Annotated in this window: 16 protein-coding genes; 8 read left to right on the plus strand and 8 right to left on the minus strand. The window is 72.3% G+C overall.

From position 1 onward, the window contains the following. The first annotated feature begins 86 nt into the window (after window positions 1–86). Window positions 87–1,544: an alkaline phosphatase PhoX gene (locus tag ORI94_RS03660; protein ID WP_266072306.1), complete on the plus strand. Its 1,458-nt coding sequence runs from the start codon at window positions 87–89 to the stop codon at window positions 1,542–1,544. Window positions 1,545–1,663: 119 nt separating this feature from the next. After that, window positions 1,664–2,266, plus strand: coding sequence for a TetR/AcrR family transcriptional regulator (locus ORI94_RS03665; RefSeq protein ID WP_266072308.1), 603 nt, complete (start codon window positions 1,664–1,666; stop codon window positions 2,264–2,266). A 62-nt stretch (window positions 2,267–2,328) separates the two neighbouring features. Here ORI94_RS03665 and ORI94_RS03670 read toward each other — a convergent pair whose 3' ends face one another. The 8 genes from ORI94_RS03670 to ORI94_RS03705 all read right to left on the minus strand — a co-directional run bounded on the left by ORI94_RS03670 (window position 2,329) and on the right by ORI94_RS03705 (window position 10,222). Further along, window positions 2,329–3,543 carry a TerD family protein gene (locus ORI94_RS03670; RefSeq protein WP_266072560.1) on the minus strand — a complete coding sequence of 405 codons (1,215 nt, stop codon included), beginning with the start codon at window positions 3,541–3,543 and terminating at the stop codon, window positions 2,329–2,331. Window positions 3,544–3,587: 44 nt separating this feature from the next. Continuing rightward, window positions 3,588–3,863 (minus strand): hypothetical protein, encoded by a 276-nt coding sequence (locus ORI94_RS03675; RefSeq protein WP_266072311.1) that lies wholly within the window; start codon window positions 3,861–3,863, stop codon window positions 3,588–3,590. A gap of 102 nt (window positions 3,864–3,965) precedes the next feature. Further along, a complete protein-coding gene (locus ORI94_RS03680; protein WP_266072313.1) occupies window positions 3,966–4,955 on the minus strand; it encodes a zinc-dependent alcohol dehydrogenase family protein in 990 nt (329 codons plus the stop codon). Next, on the minus strand, window positions 4,952–5,815 hold the full coding sequence (locus tag ORI94_RS03685) for a carbohydrate ABC transporter permease (RefSeq protein ID WP_266072315.1): 864 nt from the start codon (window positions 5,813–5,815) through the stop codon (window positions 4,952–4,954). The genes ORI94_RS03680 and ORI94_RS03685 overlap by 4 nt, the downstream gene beginning before the upstream one ends. Beyond that, window positions 5,812–6,753, minus strand: coding sequence for a carbohydrate ABC transporter permease (locus ORI94_RS03690; protein ID WP_266072317.1), 942 nt, complete (start codon window positions 6,751–6,753; stop codon window positions 5,812–5,814). The genes ORI94_RS03685 and ORI94_RS03690 overlap by 4 nt, the downstream gene beginning before the upstream one ends. Then, window positions 6,750–8,123 carry an ABC transporter substrate-binding protein gene (locus tag ORI94_RS03695; protein WP_266072320.1) on the minus strand — a complete coding sequence of 458 codons (1,374 nt, stop codon included), beginning with the start codon at window positions 8,121–8,123 and terminating at the stop codon, window positions 6,750–6,752. Before ORI94_RS03695 ends, ORI94_RS03690 begins: the two co-directional genes overlap by 4 nt. A 141-nt stretch (window positions 8,124–8,264) precedes the next feature. Next, a complete protein-coding gene (locus ORI94_RS03700) occupies window positions 8,265–9,035 on the minus strand; it encodes a DeoR/GlpR family DNA-binding transcription regulator (RefSeq protein WP_266072322.1) in 771 nt (256 codons plus the stop codon). Window positions 9,036–9,412: 377 nt separating this feature from the next. Beyond that, entirely contained in the window at window positions 9,413–10,222 is an 810-nt protein-coding gene (locus tag ORI94_RS03705; protein WP_266072324.1) for an NAD-dependent epimerase/dehydratase family protein, read from the minus strand. A 213-nt stretch (window positions 10,223–10,435) separates the two neighbouring features. Between ORI94_RS03705 and ORI94_RS03710 the strand changes: the two genes are divergently transcribed. From ORI94_RS03710 to araD, 6 genes are all read left to right on the plus strand, one after another. Continuing rightward, on the plus strand, window positions 10,436–11,407 hold the full coding sequence (locus ORI94_RS03710) for a 5-dehydro-4-deoxyglucarate dehydratase (protein WP_266072326.1): 972 nt from the start codon (window positions 10,436–10,438) through the stop codon (window positions 11,405–11,407). Beyond that, window positions 11,404–12,612, plus strand: coding sequence for a hypothetical protein (locus tag ORI94_RS03715; RefSeq protein WP_266072328.1), 1,209 nt, complete (start codon window positions 11,404–11,406; stop codon window positions 12,610–12,612). Before ORI94_RS03710 ends, ORI94_RS03715 begins: the two co-directional genes overlap by 4 nt. Window positions 12,613–12,727: 115 nt before the next feature. After that, window positions 12,728–13,366: a TIGR03086 family metal-binding protein gene (locus tag ORI94_RS03720; RefSeq protein WP_266072330.1), complete on the plus strand. Its 639-nt coding sequence runs from the start codon at window positions 12,728–12,730 to the stop codon at window positions 13,364–13,366. A gap of 208 nt (window positions 13,367–13,574) precedes the next feature. Next, window positions 13,575–14,333 (plus strand): GntR family transcriptional regulator, encoded by a 759-nt coding sequence (locus ORI94_RS03725; protein ID WP_266072332.1) that lies wholly within the window; start codon window positions 13,575–13,577, stop codon window positions 14,331–14,333. Further along, window positions 14,330–15,238: a dihydrodipicolinate synthase family protein gene (locus ORI94_RS03730; protein ID WP_266072334.1), complete on the plus strand. Its 909-nt coding sequence runs from the start codon at window positions 14,330–14,332 to the stop codon at window positions 15,236–15,238. Before ORI94_RS03725 ends, ORI94_RS03730 begins: the two co-directional genes overlap by 4 nt. Then, window positions 15,235–16,980: an L-arabinonate dehydratase gene (gene araD / locus ORI94_RS03735; RefSeq protein WP_266072335.1), complete on the plus strand. Its 1,746-nt coding sequence runs from the start codon at window positions 15,235–15,237 to the stop codon at window positions 16,978–16,980. The genes ORI94_RS03730 and araD overlap by 4 nt, the downstream gene beginning before the upstream one ends. Window positions 16,981–17,045: the final 65 nt, after the last annotated feature.

Below are 17,045 nucleotides of genomic sequence, written 5' to 3' on the forward strand. Positions count from 1 at the left end.
GGCGTTCAGGCACGGGCGGAAGCGTGACGGTGAACGAGGCCCGACCCGTCACCCCCTCACGGCATTCCACCGTCACAGGAGGCTTCATGTCGCTCACCCGCAGGGACTTCGCCAGGACATCCGCGGTCGCCGGTGCCGGTGTCGCACTGGTGGGCAGCGTAGGCGCCCTCGCCTCCGCCCCGGGCGCCCTCGCGTCCCACGACGCCGAGAGCGCGGGTGAGGAGCGGGAGGCGGCCCGGCCGCCCCACCCCACGGTCGGCTACGGCCCCCTGGTCCCGGACCCGGCCGGCATCCTCGCCCTGCCGGCCGGCTTCACCTACCGCACCCTCACGCACACCGGGAAGACCCGGCTGGAGTCCGGCGAGTACACCCCCTCCGACCACGACGGCACCGCCGCCTTCGACGGCCCCCGCGGCACCACCCTGCTGGTCAACAACCACGAGATCGACGGCCCGCGCGACGAGGCGGAGCACCCGGTCCCCCTCGCCGAGGGCCTCGTCTACGACCCGGGCGCGCCCGGCGGCTGCACGGTCGTCGAGGTGCGCCCCGACGGCAGCGTCGCCGAGTGGGTCGGCATCGCCGGCACCGCCAACAACTGCGCGGGCGGCAGCACTCCCTGGGGCACCTGGCTCACCTGCGAGGAGAACTCCGACCGGGCCGGCGAGAACGGCATGACCAAGGACCACGGCTACGTCTTCGAGGTCGACCCCGCCGACCGGCGCGCCAACCGCGACCCCAAGCCCCTGAAGTTCTTCGGCCGGTACGACCACGAGGCCGTCGTCATCGACCCCAGGCGCGGCCACGCCTACCTCACCGAGGACGCCGACGAGCCCAACGGCCTGTTCTTCCGCTGGACCCCGCCGAAGGACTTCCGCCACGGCCCCGGCAGGTTCCGCACCCTCGCGGACGACGCGGGCGTCCTCCAGGCGCCCAAGTGCTACGACTCCGGCGGCCGGTTCGTCGACGACCTCTCCCGCGCCACCCGGACCGGCACGGTGTACGGCGTCGACTGGGTGGACGTGCCCGACCGCGACGCGCGGACCCTCTCCGTGCGCGAGCAGTTCGGGGCCGGCGAGGTCACCCGCGGCCGCAAGCTGGAGGGCATGTGGTGGGGCGACGGCGGGGCGTACTTCGTCTCCTCGTACGCCCGTGAGGAGAGCCCCGGCCGCCACGACGGGCAGGTCTGGTTCTACGACCCGCGCCGCCGCACCATGACCCTCAAGGTCCTGCTCGGCGTGAACCCGGACCCTTCCCGGGACGGTGCCTTCGACGGCCCCGACAACATCACCGTCTCCCCGTACGGCGGCCTGGTCATCGCCGAGGACGGTGACGGCGTGCAGCACCTGTTCGGCGCCACCGACAGCGGACGCACCTACCCCATCGCCCGCAACGAGCTGAACATCGGAACCGAACAGGAGCCGGAGTTCAGCGAGTTCACCGGCGTCACCTTCTCGCCCGACGGGAAGACCCTGTACGCCAACATCCAGGAACCGGGCATCATGCTCGCCATCACGGGCCCCTGGAAGCGCCAGAGGCGCGGCTGAGGACCGCGGTCGGCGAGTAGGGGCGTACGCGGCTCGGACAGCGCTCTGTTCTGGCCGCCCCGAGCCCTCGGTAGGGTACCGGAGAGGGTTGCCGGGGTCGGGGGAAGGGCTGAGGGCTGATGGTACGGGCCAGGGCCATGCGGGCGGACGCCAGGCGCAATCACGCGCGGCTGCTGGAAGTGGCCGTCGAGGCGTTCGCCACGTACGGCGAGGGTGCCTCGCTCGACGACATAGCCAAGCGGGCAGGGGTCGGCTCCGGCACGCTCTACCGGCACTTCCCCACCCGCCGGGCCCTGCTGGAGGCCGCCTACGTCGACCGCATCGACGCGATCGCCGGGCGCGCCGGCGAACTCGCCGAACGGCTGCCGCCCGGCGAGGCGCTGACCGAGTGGCTGTACGAACTCGGCACCGGGATGATCCGGATCCGAGGTCTGCGGGCCCTGCTGGGACCCGCCGTCGGCGGCGACGGAGACGGGGGCGGCGACGACGGCGGTCCGGCCGGCGACACCACCGACTGCTGCGAGCCCTTGAAGGGCGCGGTGGCGCGGCTGGTCGGCGCGGCCCAGGCGGCGGGGACCCTGCGCCGGGACATCGAGCCGGTCGACGTGCTGCGCCTGGCACACGGGGTCGCCACGGCCTCCGAACTGGCCGACGGGGAGGGGAAGCACATCCGCCGGTACCTGGGGCTGCTGACGGAGGGCTTGCTGCCGCGGCAGCCGTAGCGGTCACGGCAGGCGGGTCCGGGTGCGCCCTTGCCCTCGGGCGCACCCGGACCGGGAACGCCTTACAGCGCCTGGGCGGCCGGCTTGACCATGCCCCTGACCGTGCGGGACTTCACGAAGTCGCCCATCGCGGTCATCTCCCACTCGCCGGAGAACTGGCGGATCAGCTTCGCCATCATGACGCCCGTCTGCGGCTCGGCGGCGGTGAGGTCGAAGCGCACCAGTTCCTCGCCGGTGGCGGCGTCCAGGAGGCGGCAGTACGCCTTGGCGACCTCGGTGAACTTCTGACCGGAGAACGAGTTGACCGTGAAGACCAGCCCGGAGACGTCCTGCGGGAGCCGGCCGAGGTCGACCGTGATCGTCTCGTCGTCCCCGCCGCCCTCGCCCGTGAGGTTGTCGCCGGAGTGCCGGATCGCGCCGTTCACGATCTGCAGCTTGCCGAAGTAGCAGCTGTCGATGTGGTTGCGCTGAGGGCCGTACGCGATGACCGAGGCGTCGAGGTCGATGTCCTTGCCCCGGTAGGCGGGCTCCCAGCCGAGGCCCATCCGGACCTGCGAGAGCAGCGGCCGGCCGCCCTTCATCAGGGAGACGGTCTGGTTCTTCTGGAGGCTGACCCGGCCCTTGTCCAGGTTGATCTTCCCGGTGCCCGGCGCGGGGGCGGGGGGCGCCGGGGGCGCGGCGGGGGCGGGCGGAGCCTGCGGGGCGGCCGTCGGCGGGGCCGGGGGCACCGGCGCCGGAGGGGCGGCCGGCTGGGCCGGAGCGGCGGGCCGGGCGGGCGCGGCCGGTTCCTCGACCGTGACGCCGAAGTCGGTCGCGATGCCGGCCAGGCCGTTGGAGTAGCCCTGGCCGACCGCACGGGCCTTCCAGACGCCGTTGCGCAGATAGACCTCGACGATCACCAGGGCGGTCTCGTCGCCGAGGCGCGGGGGAGTGAAGGTGGCCAGGACCGCGTTGTCGTCCGCGCTCCGGAGGGTGGCCGTCGGTTCGATGCCCCGGAACGTCTGGCCCTGGGCGTCGGGGCTCGCGGTGACGACGATCTTCTCGATGCCGGGCGGAACGGCCGCGGTGTCGATCGTGATGGCGTCCGGAGCGCCGCCGCCACCGGAGCGGTAGGACACGCCGGGGCCCGCGGGCTGGTTGTAGAAGATGAAGTCGTCGTCGGAGCGCACCTTGCCGTCGGCGGTGAGCAGCAGGCCCGATACGTCGAGCCGCACCGGGGCGGCGACGTCCACCGTCACGCGGGCGGTGGGGAGAGGGATGTTCGAGCCGGGGGTCATAGCTGTCATGCCGGGTGAACGAGCGAGGGGGTTTTACCGTTCCCTTACCTGTGCCCCGTTCGGCGCAGTCGGTTTCCGGCCGTGCGGCGGCCCGGTCGGCGCCGGTTGCGGGGGTGGTCGCGGGCGGTGCGTTCGTGGCCGTGCTTGTAGGCGCCGGTCCAGCGGGCCATGACGAGCTGGGGGTCGCCGCCGGCGGTGACCTCTCCGGGGAAACGGGCGGCCCGGTCGCCGTTCAGGGCGGTCGCGGGACGGTTGTGGCGGGCGATGCGCACGCTGCCGTTGGTGTGCGCCCGGTAGGCGAAGCCGTGGGTTCGGGGCATGCGGGGACGGTACGGCGGTGAGGGCGGGGCGTCCCAGGGGTTTTCGCCCTCCCCGCCCCTGCCCTCCGCCGGGCCCGGGGCGGAGCCCCGGACCCGTTCTCCCTACGGAACCACCACGATCTTCCTGCCGACCCCCGCCGCGAACTGCTCCAGCGCCTGCGGGTACTGGTCCAGCGGCAGGCGGTCGCTGATGAAGACGTCCGGGTCCAGGACGCCCGTCGCGAAGAGTTCCGCGGCCCGCTCGTAGCTGTGCAGCACCGCCATCGACCCCGTGATCGTGATCTCCTGGTTGTAGATGCGGTACGGGTCGATCGTCACGCGGGTCGCGTAGTCCGCGACGCCGAACTGCAGGAAGGTGCCCGCCTTGGACACGCGGTCCAGGCCGTCCTGGATCGCCGCCGCGTTGCCCGTGGCGTCGATGACGAGGTCCCAGCCCTGGGGGCGGTCCAGTTCGTCCGGGTTCGCCGCCGAGGCGGAGACGCCCAGCCGCCGGGCGGTCTCCAGACGGGCCGGGTTCAGGTCCACCATGTCCACGCTCGCCGCGCCGGTCCGCTTGGCCAGCTCCAGCATCATCAGGCCCATGGTCCCGGAGCCGTAGATGAGGACGTGCGCGCCGAGACGGGACTGCAGGACGTCGTAGCCGCGCACCGCGCAGGAGAGCGGCTCGATCAGGGCCGCGTCCTGGGTGCGGACGTGCTCGGGCAGCTTGACGCAGTTGGCCACCGGGGCCACCGCGTACTGGGCCGCCCCGCCCGCCGTGGTGACACCGATCGCCGCCCAGCGCTCGCACAGGTTGTTGTGGCCGGTACGGCAGTAGCGGCACTCGTAGCAGTACAGGGAGGGGTCCACGGCGACCTGGTCGCCGAGCGACACCTCGGTGACCTGGGAGCCGACGCCGACCACCTCGCCGGCGAACTCGTGTCCCGGCACGATCGGCAGTGTGGGAGCGAACTCGCCCTGCAGGATGTGCAGGTCCGTGCCGCACAGCCCGCAGGCCGCGACCTCGACGACCACTTCGCGGGGCCCTGGCGTCGGGTCCGGGACCTCGGCGACGACGGCCTTGCCCACGGACTCGATGACGGCGGCCTTCATTTCACGGCTCCCAACGACAGGCCCTGGACGAGTTTGTCCTGGGCGGCGAACCCCGCGGCGAGCACCGGCAGGGAGATGACGAGCGACGCGGCGCACACCTTGGCCAGGAACAGACCCTGGCTGGTGATGAAACCGGTCAGGAAGACGGGGGCGGTCTCGGCGACCACGCCCGTCAGGACCCGGGCGAAAAGCAGTTCGTTCCAGCTGAAGATGAAGCAGATCAGTGCCGTCGCCGCGATGCCGGGCAGCGCCATCGGGGCGATGATGCGGGTCAGCACCGTCGGCAGCCGGGCGCCGTCGATCTGGGCGGCCTCGATCACCGCGACCGGTATCTCCGAGAGGAACGAGTGCATCATCCACACGGCGATCGGCAGGTTCATGGAGGTGTAGAGCAGGACGAGCAGCCAGATGTTGTCGAGCATCCCGGCGTTCTTGGCGAACAGGTAGATCGGCAGGAGGCCCGCCACGACCGGCAGCATCTTGGTGGAGAGGAAGAAGAACAGGACGTCCGTCCACCGCTTCACCGGCCGGATGGACAGGGCGTACGCCGCCGGGAGCGCGAGCAGCAGGACCAGGATCATCGAGGCCACGGACGCCACCATCGAGTTGATCAGCGACGGCCAGGGGCTCGCGCCGCCGCCCGCGCCGAAGAACTCCCGGTAGCCGTCCAGGGTGAGGGCGGCGGTGAACGACGGCGGGTTGGTGGCCGCGTCCTCCTCGGAGTGGAAGGACGTCAGCGCCATCCAGGCGATCGGCAGGAAGAAGACGATGCCGGTCAGCCAGGCCAGCAGGCCGAGCCCCGCTCCCTTGCGGAGCCGGGTCCGCGGCCGGCCGCGTTCGGGTGCAGCGATGGTGCTCATGCGCGGGACGCCTCCTCGCGGAACAGGGACGACACGACGCGCAGGGCGAAGGTCGCGATGATGATCGAGCCGATGACCACCAGGACACCGGCGGCCGAGGCCAGACCGTTCTCGTGGGCCTGGTAGAAGGTCTGGTACACGGTGTACGGGAGGTTGGCGGTGCCCAGGCCGCCGGACGTGATCGTGAAGACCGCGTCGAAGTTCTGCACGATGTAGATCGATCCGAGCAGGGCGCCCAGTTCGAGGTAGCGGCGCAGGTGGGGCAGGGTCAGATGGCGGAAGATCTGCCAGTCGCCGGCTCCGTCCACCCGGGCCGCCTCGATCTGTTCCTGGTCCCGGCTCTGCAGGCCCGCGAGCAGGATCAGCATCATGAACGGCGTCCACTGCCACACCAGCGCGGCCTCCACCGCGAGCAGCGGCATGTCGGAGATCCAGTCGGGCTGCGGGCCGCCGACGTAGTGCAGCAGGCCGTTGAACAGGCCGTACTCGGGGTTGTAGAGGACGTGTTTCCACAGCAGGGCCGCCGCCACCGGCACCACCAGGAACGGGGCGATGAGCAGGGTGCGGACGATGCCCCGGCCGCGGAACTTCCGGTCGAGCAGCAGGGCGAGGAGCAGTCCGAGGACCAGGCTGGCGAGGACGACCGCCACCGTCAGCAGGATCGTCGTCCACACCGACTGGCGCAGGTCGGAATCGCCGAGGACCTCCCCGTAGTTCGCGAAGCCGGCGAACTCCCGGGCGTCGGGGTAGAGGGAGTTCCAGTCGAAGAAGGAGATCACCAGCGTCGCCACGAAGGGCAGCTGGGTCACCGCGATCATGAAGATCAGGGCGGGCAGCAGCGGGGCCCTGGTGGCCCAGCCGCGCAGTCGGTCGGAGCGCCGTCCGCCGCTGGGGCGGAGGTCGGGGGCGGCCACGGGGGCCGTCGTCGTGGCGGTCATCGGCCCTCGTACTCCTCTGAGATCTCTTCGGCGAGCTGCTGGGACTTCTTCAGGGCCGACTCGACGGACTGGCGTCCGGCGATGGCCGCGCTGATCTCCTGGGAGACCTGGGTGCCGAGGTCCGTGAACTCGGGGATGCCGACGAACTGGATGCCGGGCGCCGGCCGCGGCTGCACCCCCGGGTCGTCCGGACGGGCCTGTTCGATGGCCTTCCTGGTCATCTCCTGGAAGGCGCCGGCCTCCGCGCGGTAGTCCGGGTTCTCGTAGGTGGAGGCGCGCTTGCCGGCCGGGATGTTGGACCAGCCGATCTCGTCGCCCACCAGCTGCTCGTACTCCTTGCTGGAGGCCCACGAGACGAACTTCCAGGCGTTGTCCGGGTTCCGGGAGGCGTTCTGGATGCCCCAGGCCCAGGTGTAGAGCCAGCCGGCCGACTCCGTCTTCTCCACGGGGGCGGGGGCGTAGCCCATCTTGCCCTTGACGGGGGAGTTGGCGGACTCCAGGGAACCCGCCGCGGAGGTGGCGTCGTACCACATCGCGGTCTTGCCCTGGGTGGTGTTGTTCAGGCACTCGGCGAAGCCGGACTGGGCGGCGCCGGCCTGGCCGTGCTCGCGCACCAGGTCGACGTAGAACTTCACCGCCTTCTGCCACTCCGGGGAGTCCAGGCGGGCGTTCCAGTCCTCGTCGAACCAGGTGCCGCCGAAGGTGTTCACCACGGTCGTCAGCGGTGCCATGACCTCGCCCCAGCCGGGCAGGCCGCGCAGGCAGATGCCCTTCATGCCGGGCTCGGCCCCGTCGAGCTTCGCCGCGATCTCGCCCACCTCCTGCCAGGTGGGGTTGGCGGGCATCGTCAGGCCCTCCTGCTCGAGGAGGTCCTTGCGGTACATCAGGAACGAGGACTCGCCGTAGAAGGGCTGGCCGTAGAGCTTGTCGTCGTCCCCGGTGAGGGACTGGCGCATCGGCTCGAGGACGTCCTGCTGGTCGTAGTCGGGGTCCTCGTCGACGTAGGAGTCCATCTCCTTGAGCCAGCCGTTGCGGGCGTAGATCGGGATCTCGTAGTTGGACAGGGTGGCGACGTCGTACTGGCCGGCCTGGTTGGCGAAGTCCTGGCTGATCTTGTCGCGGACGTCGTTCTCCGGCAGCACCGTGAAGTTCACCTTGATGCCGGTGTCCTTGGTGAAGTGCGCGGCGGTGAGCTTCTGCAGCTCCACCATCTGGGGGTTGTTGACCATCAGGACGTTGATGGCATCACCGCCTGATCCGGCCCCGCCTGCTCCGACCCAGCAGCCGGAGAGCAGCGGGGCGAGTAGCGTCCCTGCGGCGACCGCGGCGAGTGTGGCTCGCGGCGGCCTCCGTCGGCTCTGGGTTCGCATGGATCGCTCCTGGACGTAGAGGGAGGTACCGGGCGTCGCCTGGGGCGGCTCTGCCCGCGGGGAGGTAAAACCTTCTGCTGTGAACTGCTGAATCGATGAACTGGTGAATCGGTGCGGTGGGAGCCGTCGGGTCGTCGTCGGTCAGACGCGGACGACCTGGGGGCCCAGCAGGGAGTAGCGGTGGGCCTCGGCCGCCGGGAGCAGCGTGCTCGTGACGATCGTCTCCAGCGCGCCGACGTCGGCGAACCGGCAGAAGCTGACCGCCCCGAACTTGCTGTGGACGCCCGCGAACACCACCCGGCGCGAGGCCTGCAGCGCCTGCGCCTTGACCTCGCTGACCGCCGGGTCGGGCGTGGTCAGGCCGTGTTCGCGCGAGATGCCGTTGGCGCCGATGAACGCCAGGTCGATGACGAAACCGGAGAGCATCCTCGTCGTCCAGTGGTCGACGGTGGCGAGGGTGCCGGAGCGGACCCGGCCACCGAGCAGCAGGACGGACACGGTGCCGGTCTCGGCGAGCGCGCCCGCGACCGGCAGGGAGGCGGTGACCACGGTCAGTGCCCGGTCCCGGGGCAGTGCCTCGGCGATGAGCTGCGGGGTGAACCCCTCGTCGATGAACACCGTCTCCGCGTCGCCGAGCAGCTCGGCCGCCGCGTTCGCGACCCGCCGCTTCTCGGCCACATGGCTGGTGGCACGGAAGGCGAGCGTGGTCTCGAAGGCGGCACTCTCCACGGGGTAGGCGCCGCCGTGGGTGCGGCGCACCAGGCCGTGCTCCTCCAGGGCGCGCAGATCCCGCCGTACGGTCTCCTTGGCCACGCCCAGATCGGCGGCGAGCGTCGTCACGTCGACCGAGCCGGTGGCGCGTGCCACCCGCACGATCTCGCGCTGGCGCTCCTCGGCCGTTCTGTCGCTCATGGCCGCACACCTGCTTCCTGCGTCGGTTGCCCGTTCGGGCTCCTTGAGGGCCTGCAGGAAGTTCTACAGCGGGTGCGCGGAGCTGACCAGGCCTGTTGAGTGACCGGTCCTGCCCGTTTGTGCCCGTTCGGCTCGGGAGGGGGCGGCCCCGGACCTGGGCGGGGGGCGGACGGGGACGGGGAAGCGGGCATCGCGGATGCCCGAATGCGGCGGGGGGGGGGGGGGGGGGGGGGGGGGGGCGGCGGGGCGGGGGGGGGGGGGGGGGGGGGGGGGGCCCGCCCGGGGGGGGGGGGGGGGGGGGCGGGTGGGGCCCCCCCCCGCCGCTGTGGACGTCGATTTTCCGCCGCCGTACCCCCGGCGCCGTGCCGCAGATGTCGTCAGTACGGCCAGATCGGCGGGTCGGTGACGAAGTGTCCGCCGAGGCGTGCCTGTGCCGGGTCGGCCGGGTCCAGTTCGCCCTGCTCGGCGACGAGCTTCGCGGCGAACGGCTCGGAGTCGTCCTGCGGGTCGTAGCCGAGGGCGCGCGCGGAGGTGAGGTCCCACCACAGCCGGGTGTTGGCGGACGAGCCGTGGACGACCGTGTGGCCGACGTCCTCGGCGGTCAGGGCCGCGTGGAAGAGGCGGGCGCCGTCGGCGGGGCTCATCCACACCGAGAGCATCCGCACGCTGGTCGGCTCGGGGAAGCAGGAGCCGATGCGTACGGAGACGGTCTCCAGGCCGTGCTTGTCCCAGTACAGCTGGGCGAGGTCCTCGCCGAAGCACTTGGACAGCCCGTAGAAGGTGTCCGGGCGGTGCGGGGTGTCGACGGGGATCAGGGGGTCGTCGCCCCGGGGGCGCGGGGTGTATCCGACGGCGTGGTTGGAGGAGGCGAAGACGATGCGCCCCACGCCCTCCTCGCGCGCGGCCTCGTACAGGTGGTAGGTGCCCTCGATGTTCGCCGCGAGGATCTTCCCGAACGGGGCTTCCAGGGAGATGCCCGCGAGATGGATGATCGCGTCGACCCCGCGGACCGCCTCACGCACGGCCTCCCGGTCGGCCAGGTCCGCGACGACCGCGTCCGGCTCGCCCTCGACCGGCCGCAGGTCGAGCAGGCGCAGTTCGTAGCCGTAGTCCGGGAGCAGGCCCCGCATCAGGGTGCCGAGGCCGCCGGCGGCGCCGGTGAGCAGGACGGTGCGGGGAGGGGGCATCGGGATCTCCTTGCGTCACCGGCCGTGCATGTGCGCGCACGGCATTCATATGCGTGGACACGGTAAGGAGGTGTTCCGTCGCCCGTCAAGTATCCCCCATCCTTTCGTGGACTGGGGAAATCGGTCGGCGCGTGACGGGTCGGCGCGCTTGACCGGTGTCCCGGGGGCGCCCTAGCGTGACATTGTTCAGAAATATAGACATCAGTCAAGAATATGGACCTGGGAGAGCTTGTGACGCCAGCCCCTCTCGCCGCCCCCCTCGCCGCCCGACTCGGCATCCCCAGCGGACCGCTGTTCTTCCCGGTCACCGCCTACGGACCCGACGGCTCCGTCGACCTCGAGACCTACCGGCTCCATGTGCGCGGCGGGGTCGAGGCCGGGGCCGCCGCCGTCTTCGCCTGCTGTGGCACCGGGGAGTTCCACGCCCTGACACCCGAGGAGTTCGAAGCGTGCGTGCGGGTCGCCGTCGAGACGGCCGACGGACGCGTCCCGGTCGTCGCGGGCGCCGGGTACGGCACCGGCCTCGCGGTGCGCTGGGCCGGGCTCGCCGAGCGGGCCGGGGCGGACGGGCTGCTCGCCATGCCGCCCTACCTGGTGCGGGCCGGCCAGGCGGGACTGGTCCGGCACTACCGCGCACTCGCCGCGGCAACCGCCCTCCCGGTGATCGTCTACCAGCGCGACAACGCCCTGTTCACGCCCGAGGGCGTCGTCGACCTGGCCCGCACCGAGGGGATCATCGGCCTCAAGGACGGCCACGGCGACCTCGACCACATGCAGCGGATCGTCAGCGCCGTGCGCACCGAGGTCCCGGGCGAATTCCTGTACTTCAACGGCCTGCCCACCGCCGAACAGACCCAGCTCGCCTACCGCGCCCTCGGCGTCGCCCTCTACTCGTCCGCGGTGTTCTGCTTCGTCCCCGAGATCGCCCTCGCCTGCCACCGGGCCCTGCACACCGGCGACCGGGCCACGGTGGACCGCCTGCTCGACGGCTTCTACCGGCCCTTCGTCGAACTACGGGACCAGGGCCACGGCTACGCCGTCTCCCTGGTCAAGGCAGGGGTGCGGCTGCGCGGCCTGGACGTGGGCGAGGTCCGGCCGCCACTCGACGAGCCGACCGGGGATCATGTCAGGCGACTCGCTCGGCTGATCGAGCGGGGACTCGCACTGATCGAGGAGGCCAAGTGAGGGCATCGGCGTTCGTCTACCCCTGGGACGTCAACGGGGATCCGGAGGCCCCCGCACGGATCGCCGGGCTCGGCGTGGCGCAGGTGACGCTCGCCTCCGCCTACCACTCCACGCGCGCGCTGACTCCCCGTCACCCGCGCCACCGCATCGTCACCGCCGAGCACGCGGCCGTGCTCTACCCGCCCGGCGCCCGCTGGGCCGGCCGCACCCCGCGCCCGTACCCGTCCGGCGACTGGGCGCCCGGCGACGCCTTCGGCGAGGCCGCCGACGCGCTCGCGGCCGCCGGCCTCCAGGTGAACACCTGGGTCGTGCTCGCGCACAACTCCCGCCTCGGCGCCGACCATCCGGACACCTCGGTCGTCAACGCCTACGGCGACCGCTATCCCTGGGCCCCCTGCGTCGCGCAGCCCGCCACGCGCGCCTACCTCACCGCCCTGGCCGCGGAGGCCGCGGTACGGCCCGGGGCGAGCGGCACCGAACTGGAGTCCCTCGGCTGGTACGGCCTCGCCCACCTGCACGCCCACGACAAGACCGCCGGCGTCGGCCTGGGCGACGCCGGGCAGTACCTGATGTCCCTGTGCTTCTGTCCGTCCTGCCGCGAGGGCTACGGGGCCCAGGGCCTGGACGCCGGTGAACTGGCCGCGACCGTACGGGCCGCCCTGGAGCCGGTGTGGCGGGGGGCACCCTCCGGCGGAGGCTGGGCGGGAGTGGGCGAACTCCTCGGCGAGGACGCGGCGGCCGCCACGCGCGTGTGGCGCGACGCGACGGCCCGCACGCTCCAGGAGGCGGCGGTCCGTGCGGTACGCGACGCGGCCCCCGAGGGCTTCCAGGTCCTGCTGCACGCGGACCCGGTCTCCTACCACTGCGGCGCCAACGCCGGTGTCGACCCCGCGCACATCCTCTCCGTCGCCGACGGCGTGGTCGTCCCCTGCACGGGAAGCCCCGCCTCGCTGACCCCGTTCGCGCGGGAGGTACGGGAGGTGCGGGAGGCACGGGGGACAGGACAGGCGCAGGCGAACCGTCCGGGCACGGTCCTCGCCGCCAACCTCACCGTCGTCTCCGGCATGGGCGGCAGCCCCGCCACCCTCGCCGCGGACGCGACCGAGGCCCGCCGCCTCGGCGCGACGGAACTGCGGCTGTATCACGCGGGACTGGCCTCGGACGGTGATCTGGAGCAGGTGCGGGAGGCCCTCGCCACCCTCTGAGGCGATGAGTTCCGGGGCCGGGGCCGGTCCACCCTCCAGGAACCGAACCGCCGACGGCGCCGTGCCCGGATCCGGGCACGGCGCCGCGAGGGGAAACGCCAGGAGTGAGCACCCCATGACCGACCCGACCCCGACCCCGACCCCGCCTGCGCCTGCGCCTGCGCCTGCGATCCTCGACCTCGGACCGCAGGTGCGGATCGTGGCGCGTCTCGCCCGGGACGTCACCGACGAGCAGCTGACGGACGGGACACCTTGTCCGGAGTACGAGGTGCGCCACCTGCTGGGCCACCTCGCCGGACTGTGCGTCGCCTTCCGTGACGCAGGGCGCAGGAATTTCGGCGCCACCACCGACACCAGCCCCGACGCCGCCCTGCCGGACCTCGACCCCGGCTGGCGCGAGGACCTGCCCGTGGTGCTCGGCGAACTCGCCGAGGCGTGGCGGGACCCCGGGGCCTGGACCGGTACGACCAGGGCCGGGGGTGTCGACCTGCCCGGCGAGGTGGCCGGGGCCGTGGCGGCCGACGAACTGGTGATCCACGGCTGGGACCTGGCCCGCGCCACCGGCCGGGACTACGCCCCCGACCTCGCCGCACTGGAGGCCGTGCACGCCTTTCTCCTCGCCGCGGCGGCGGAACCCGGCCGGGACGGCGAGGGCGTCTTCGGCCCCGTCGTGCCCGTACCGTCCGACGCCCCGCTGCTGGACCGGGCGGTGGGGCTGAGCGGCCGCGATCCGGGGTGGACGCCCCGGGGCTGACCCGGGGAGGCCTCCCGAGCGGTCGGGTACCCGGGCGGGACGGGTGCCCGGCCGCCGCGTGCGCCCGGCCACCGCGTGTGCGCCGCGACGAAACCCGAACTTCCTTTGTCGGAAGCATTGACGAAACTCCGGGCCGCTCTTAGTTTCATCGCGTCGTACTTCGTACGTCATATATGAGACGCGATATGCGAGATCCCGAGAGGCGCGCATGACCTCTGTGCCCATGCCGATCCCCTCCCGCACGCAGTACGTGCTGGAAGAGATCAAACGACGCATCCTCACCGGCCGGCTCACGCCGGGCCAGGCTCTGGTCGAGACCGAACTCGCCGCGCAGTTCGGGGTGTCCAAGACCCCGGTGCGGGAGGCGCTCAAGACCCTGGCCGGCACCGGACTGGTCGTGATGAGCCAGTACAAGGGCGTCACGGTGCGCATGGTCGACGCGGACATGGCACGCGAGGTCTACGACGTGCGGCTGCTCCTCGAACCCGAGGCGCTGCGGCGCGCCGTCCGCCGGGGCGCCTCCCTGGACGCCGCCCGCGACGCGCTGGCGCGGGCCGACGAGGCCACCGACACCGCCGAACGCTCCCTGACCAACCGCGAGTTCCACCGCGCCCTGTACCTGCCGTGCGGCAACCCGCTGCTCAGCCGGATGCTCGACGAGGTCCGCGACCAGGCCGCACTCGTCTCCGCCGTCGCCTGGGCCGCCGACCCCTCCTGGGAGCGGGAGGCGAGCGAGCACCGCGAGATCCTGCGGCTCGCCCTGGCCGGCGACGCGGGCGGCGCGGCGCGCGCCCTGCACGCGCACATCGCCTCCTTCGTACTACGGGCCTTCCCCGGTGCGGAACTCGGAGCCGAGGAAGGCCTGGGAGGCCTGGGAGTCCGGGAAGCCCAGGAGATCCTCGAAGCCACGGACACCCCCGAAGCCACGGCCGCCCCGGCAGCCCAGAAAGAGGACGGTCAGGCATGACGACGACGTTCGAGACCCAGCGGGCGGCCCTGGCCGACGTGGTGGCGATCCCGGTGACCCCGTTCGCCGAGGACGGCTCCGTCGACCCGGCCGGCTACCGGGCCCTGCTGCGCCGCCTCCTCGACGCCGGCATCACCACCCTGACGCCCAACGGCAACACCGGCGAGTTCTACGCCCTCACCCCCGAGGAGCGGCGCACGGTCACCGGGCTGACCCTCGAGGAGACCGGCGACGGCTCGTCCGTCCTGGTCGGCGTGGGACACGACGTGCCGACCGCCGTCGCCTCCGCACGGCACGCCCGTGACCTCGGCGCGCGGATGGTGATGGTGCACCAGCCCGTCCACCCCTACGTCTCCCAGAGGGGCTGGGTCGACTACCACCGCGCCATCGCCGAGGCCGTGCCCGACCTGGGCGTCGTCCCCTACATCCGCAACCCCCAGCTCACCGGCGCCCGCCTCGCCGAACTCGCCGACTCCTGCCCCAACGTCATCGGCGTGAAGTACGCCGTGCCGGACGCGGCGAAGTTCGCCGCCTTCGCGCGGGACGCCGGCATCGAGCGGTTCGTGTGGGTCGCCGGGCTCGCCGAGCCGTACGCCCCCTCCTACTTCTCCGCGGGCGCCACCGGCTTCACCTCCGGTCTGGTCAACGTCGCCCCGTCGGTGTCGCTCGACATGATCGGGGCGCTCAGATCGGGTGACTACGCGACCGCGATGAAGGTCTGGGAGCAGATCCGCCGCTTCGAGGAACTGCGCGCCGCCAACGGTTCCGCCAACAACGTCACCGTCGTCAAGGAGGCCCTCGCCTCGCTCGGCCTGTGCCGCCGCGAGGTCCGCCCGCCGAGCAGGCCGCTGCCCGAGGACGAGCGGGCCGAGGTCGCCGCGATAGCCGCGGGGTGGTCCGTGTGAACACACCGGCGAGCACACCGAGGAAGCGGCCCGAGGAACTGCGCAGCCACCAGTGGTACGGCACGGACGGGCTGCGCTCCTTCAGCCACCGCGCCCGCACCCGCCAGCTCGGCTACCTGCCCGAGGAGCACCTGGGCAAGCCCGTCGTCGCGATCCTCAACACCTGGTCCGACATCAACCCCTGCCACGTCCACCTGCGCGACCGCGCGCAGGCCGTGAAGCGCGGGGTGTGGCAGGCGGGCGGCTTCCCGCTCGAGTTCCCGGTCTCCACGCTCAGCGAGACCTTCCAGAAGCCGACCCCGATGCTCTACCGCAACCTCCTCGCCATGGAGACCGAGGAACTGCTGCGCTCCTACCCGGTCGACGGAGCCGTGCTGATGGGCGGCTGCGACAAGTCCACGCCCGCCCTGCTCATGGGTGCGGCCAGCGTCGACCTGCCGACGGTGTTCGTGCCGGCCGGCCCCATGCTGCCGGGGCACTGGCGGGGCGAGGTGCTCGGCTCGGGCACCGACATGTGGAAGTACTGGGACGACAAGCGGGCCGGCGTCATCGGCGACTGCGAGATGCAGGAGCTGGAGAGCGGCCTGGCCCGCTCGCCCGGCCACTGCATGACCATGGGCACGGCGTCCACACTGACCGCCGCCGCCGAGGTCCTCGGCGTCACGATTCCGGGCGCCTCCAGCATCCCGGCCGTCGACTCCGGGCACGACCGGATGGCCGCCGCGGCCGGGCTGCGCATCGTCGAACTGGTCCACCGGGACCGGAAGCTGAGCGACATCCTCACCGCGGACGCCTTCGAGGACGCGGTGACGACCGTCCTGGGCCTCGGCGGCTCCACGAACGCCGTGATCCACCTGATCGCCATGGCCGGCCGGGCGGGTGTCTCCCTGACCCTCGACGACTTCGACCGCATCGCCCGCACCGTCCCGGTGCTCGCCAACGTACGGCCCGGCGGACAGACCTACCTGATGGAGGACTTCCACTTCGCGGGAGGCCTGCCCGGGTTCCTCTCCCGGATCGAGGACCTGCTCCACCTGGAGAGGCCCACCGTCTCCCACGACACCCTGCGCGAGCAGATCGCCGGCGCGCAGGTGCACCACGACGACGTCATCCGGCCCCGGGACAGGCCCGTCGCCGACGAGGGCGGGGTCGCCGTCCTGCGCGGCAACCTCTGCCCCGACGGCGCCGTCATCAAGCACATCGCGGCCGAACCGCACCTGCTCAGGCACACCGGCCCGGCCGTCGTCTTCGACGACTACCGGACCATGCAGCGCACCATCAACGACCCGGACCTGGGCATCACCGCCGACCACGTGCTGGTGCTGCGCAACTCCGGCCCCAAGGGGGGACCCGGAATGCCCGAGTACGGCATGCTGCCGCTCCCCGACCACCTGCTCAGGCAGGGGGTACGGGACATGGTGCGGATCTCCGACGCCCGGATGAGCGGCACGAGCTACGGCGCCTGCGTGCTGCACATCGCCCCCGAGTCGTACGTCGGCGGACCGCTGGCCCTCGTACGCACCGGGGACCTGATCACCCTCGACGTCGAACGCCGGCTGCTCCGGCTCGAGATCGACGACGAGGAGCTGGACCGGCGCAGGGCCGCGTGGACGCCCCCGCCCGCACGGTACGAGCGCGGATACGGCGCGCTCTACAACGAGCAGATCACCCAGGCCGACACCGGCTGCGACTTCGAGTTCCTCGCCCGGCCGGGCACGGTGCAGGACCCCTACGCGGGCTGACCGCGAGCACCACCCCCGCACAGCGGGCTCCGGCCCCGGACCGCGTGGACACCCGCACATCCGAG

Source organism: Streptomyces sp. NEAU-W12, assembly GCF_026242095.1.
Lineage (GTDB): Bacteria > Actinomycetota > Actinomycetes > Streptomycetales > Streptomycetaceae > Streptomyces.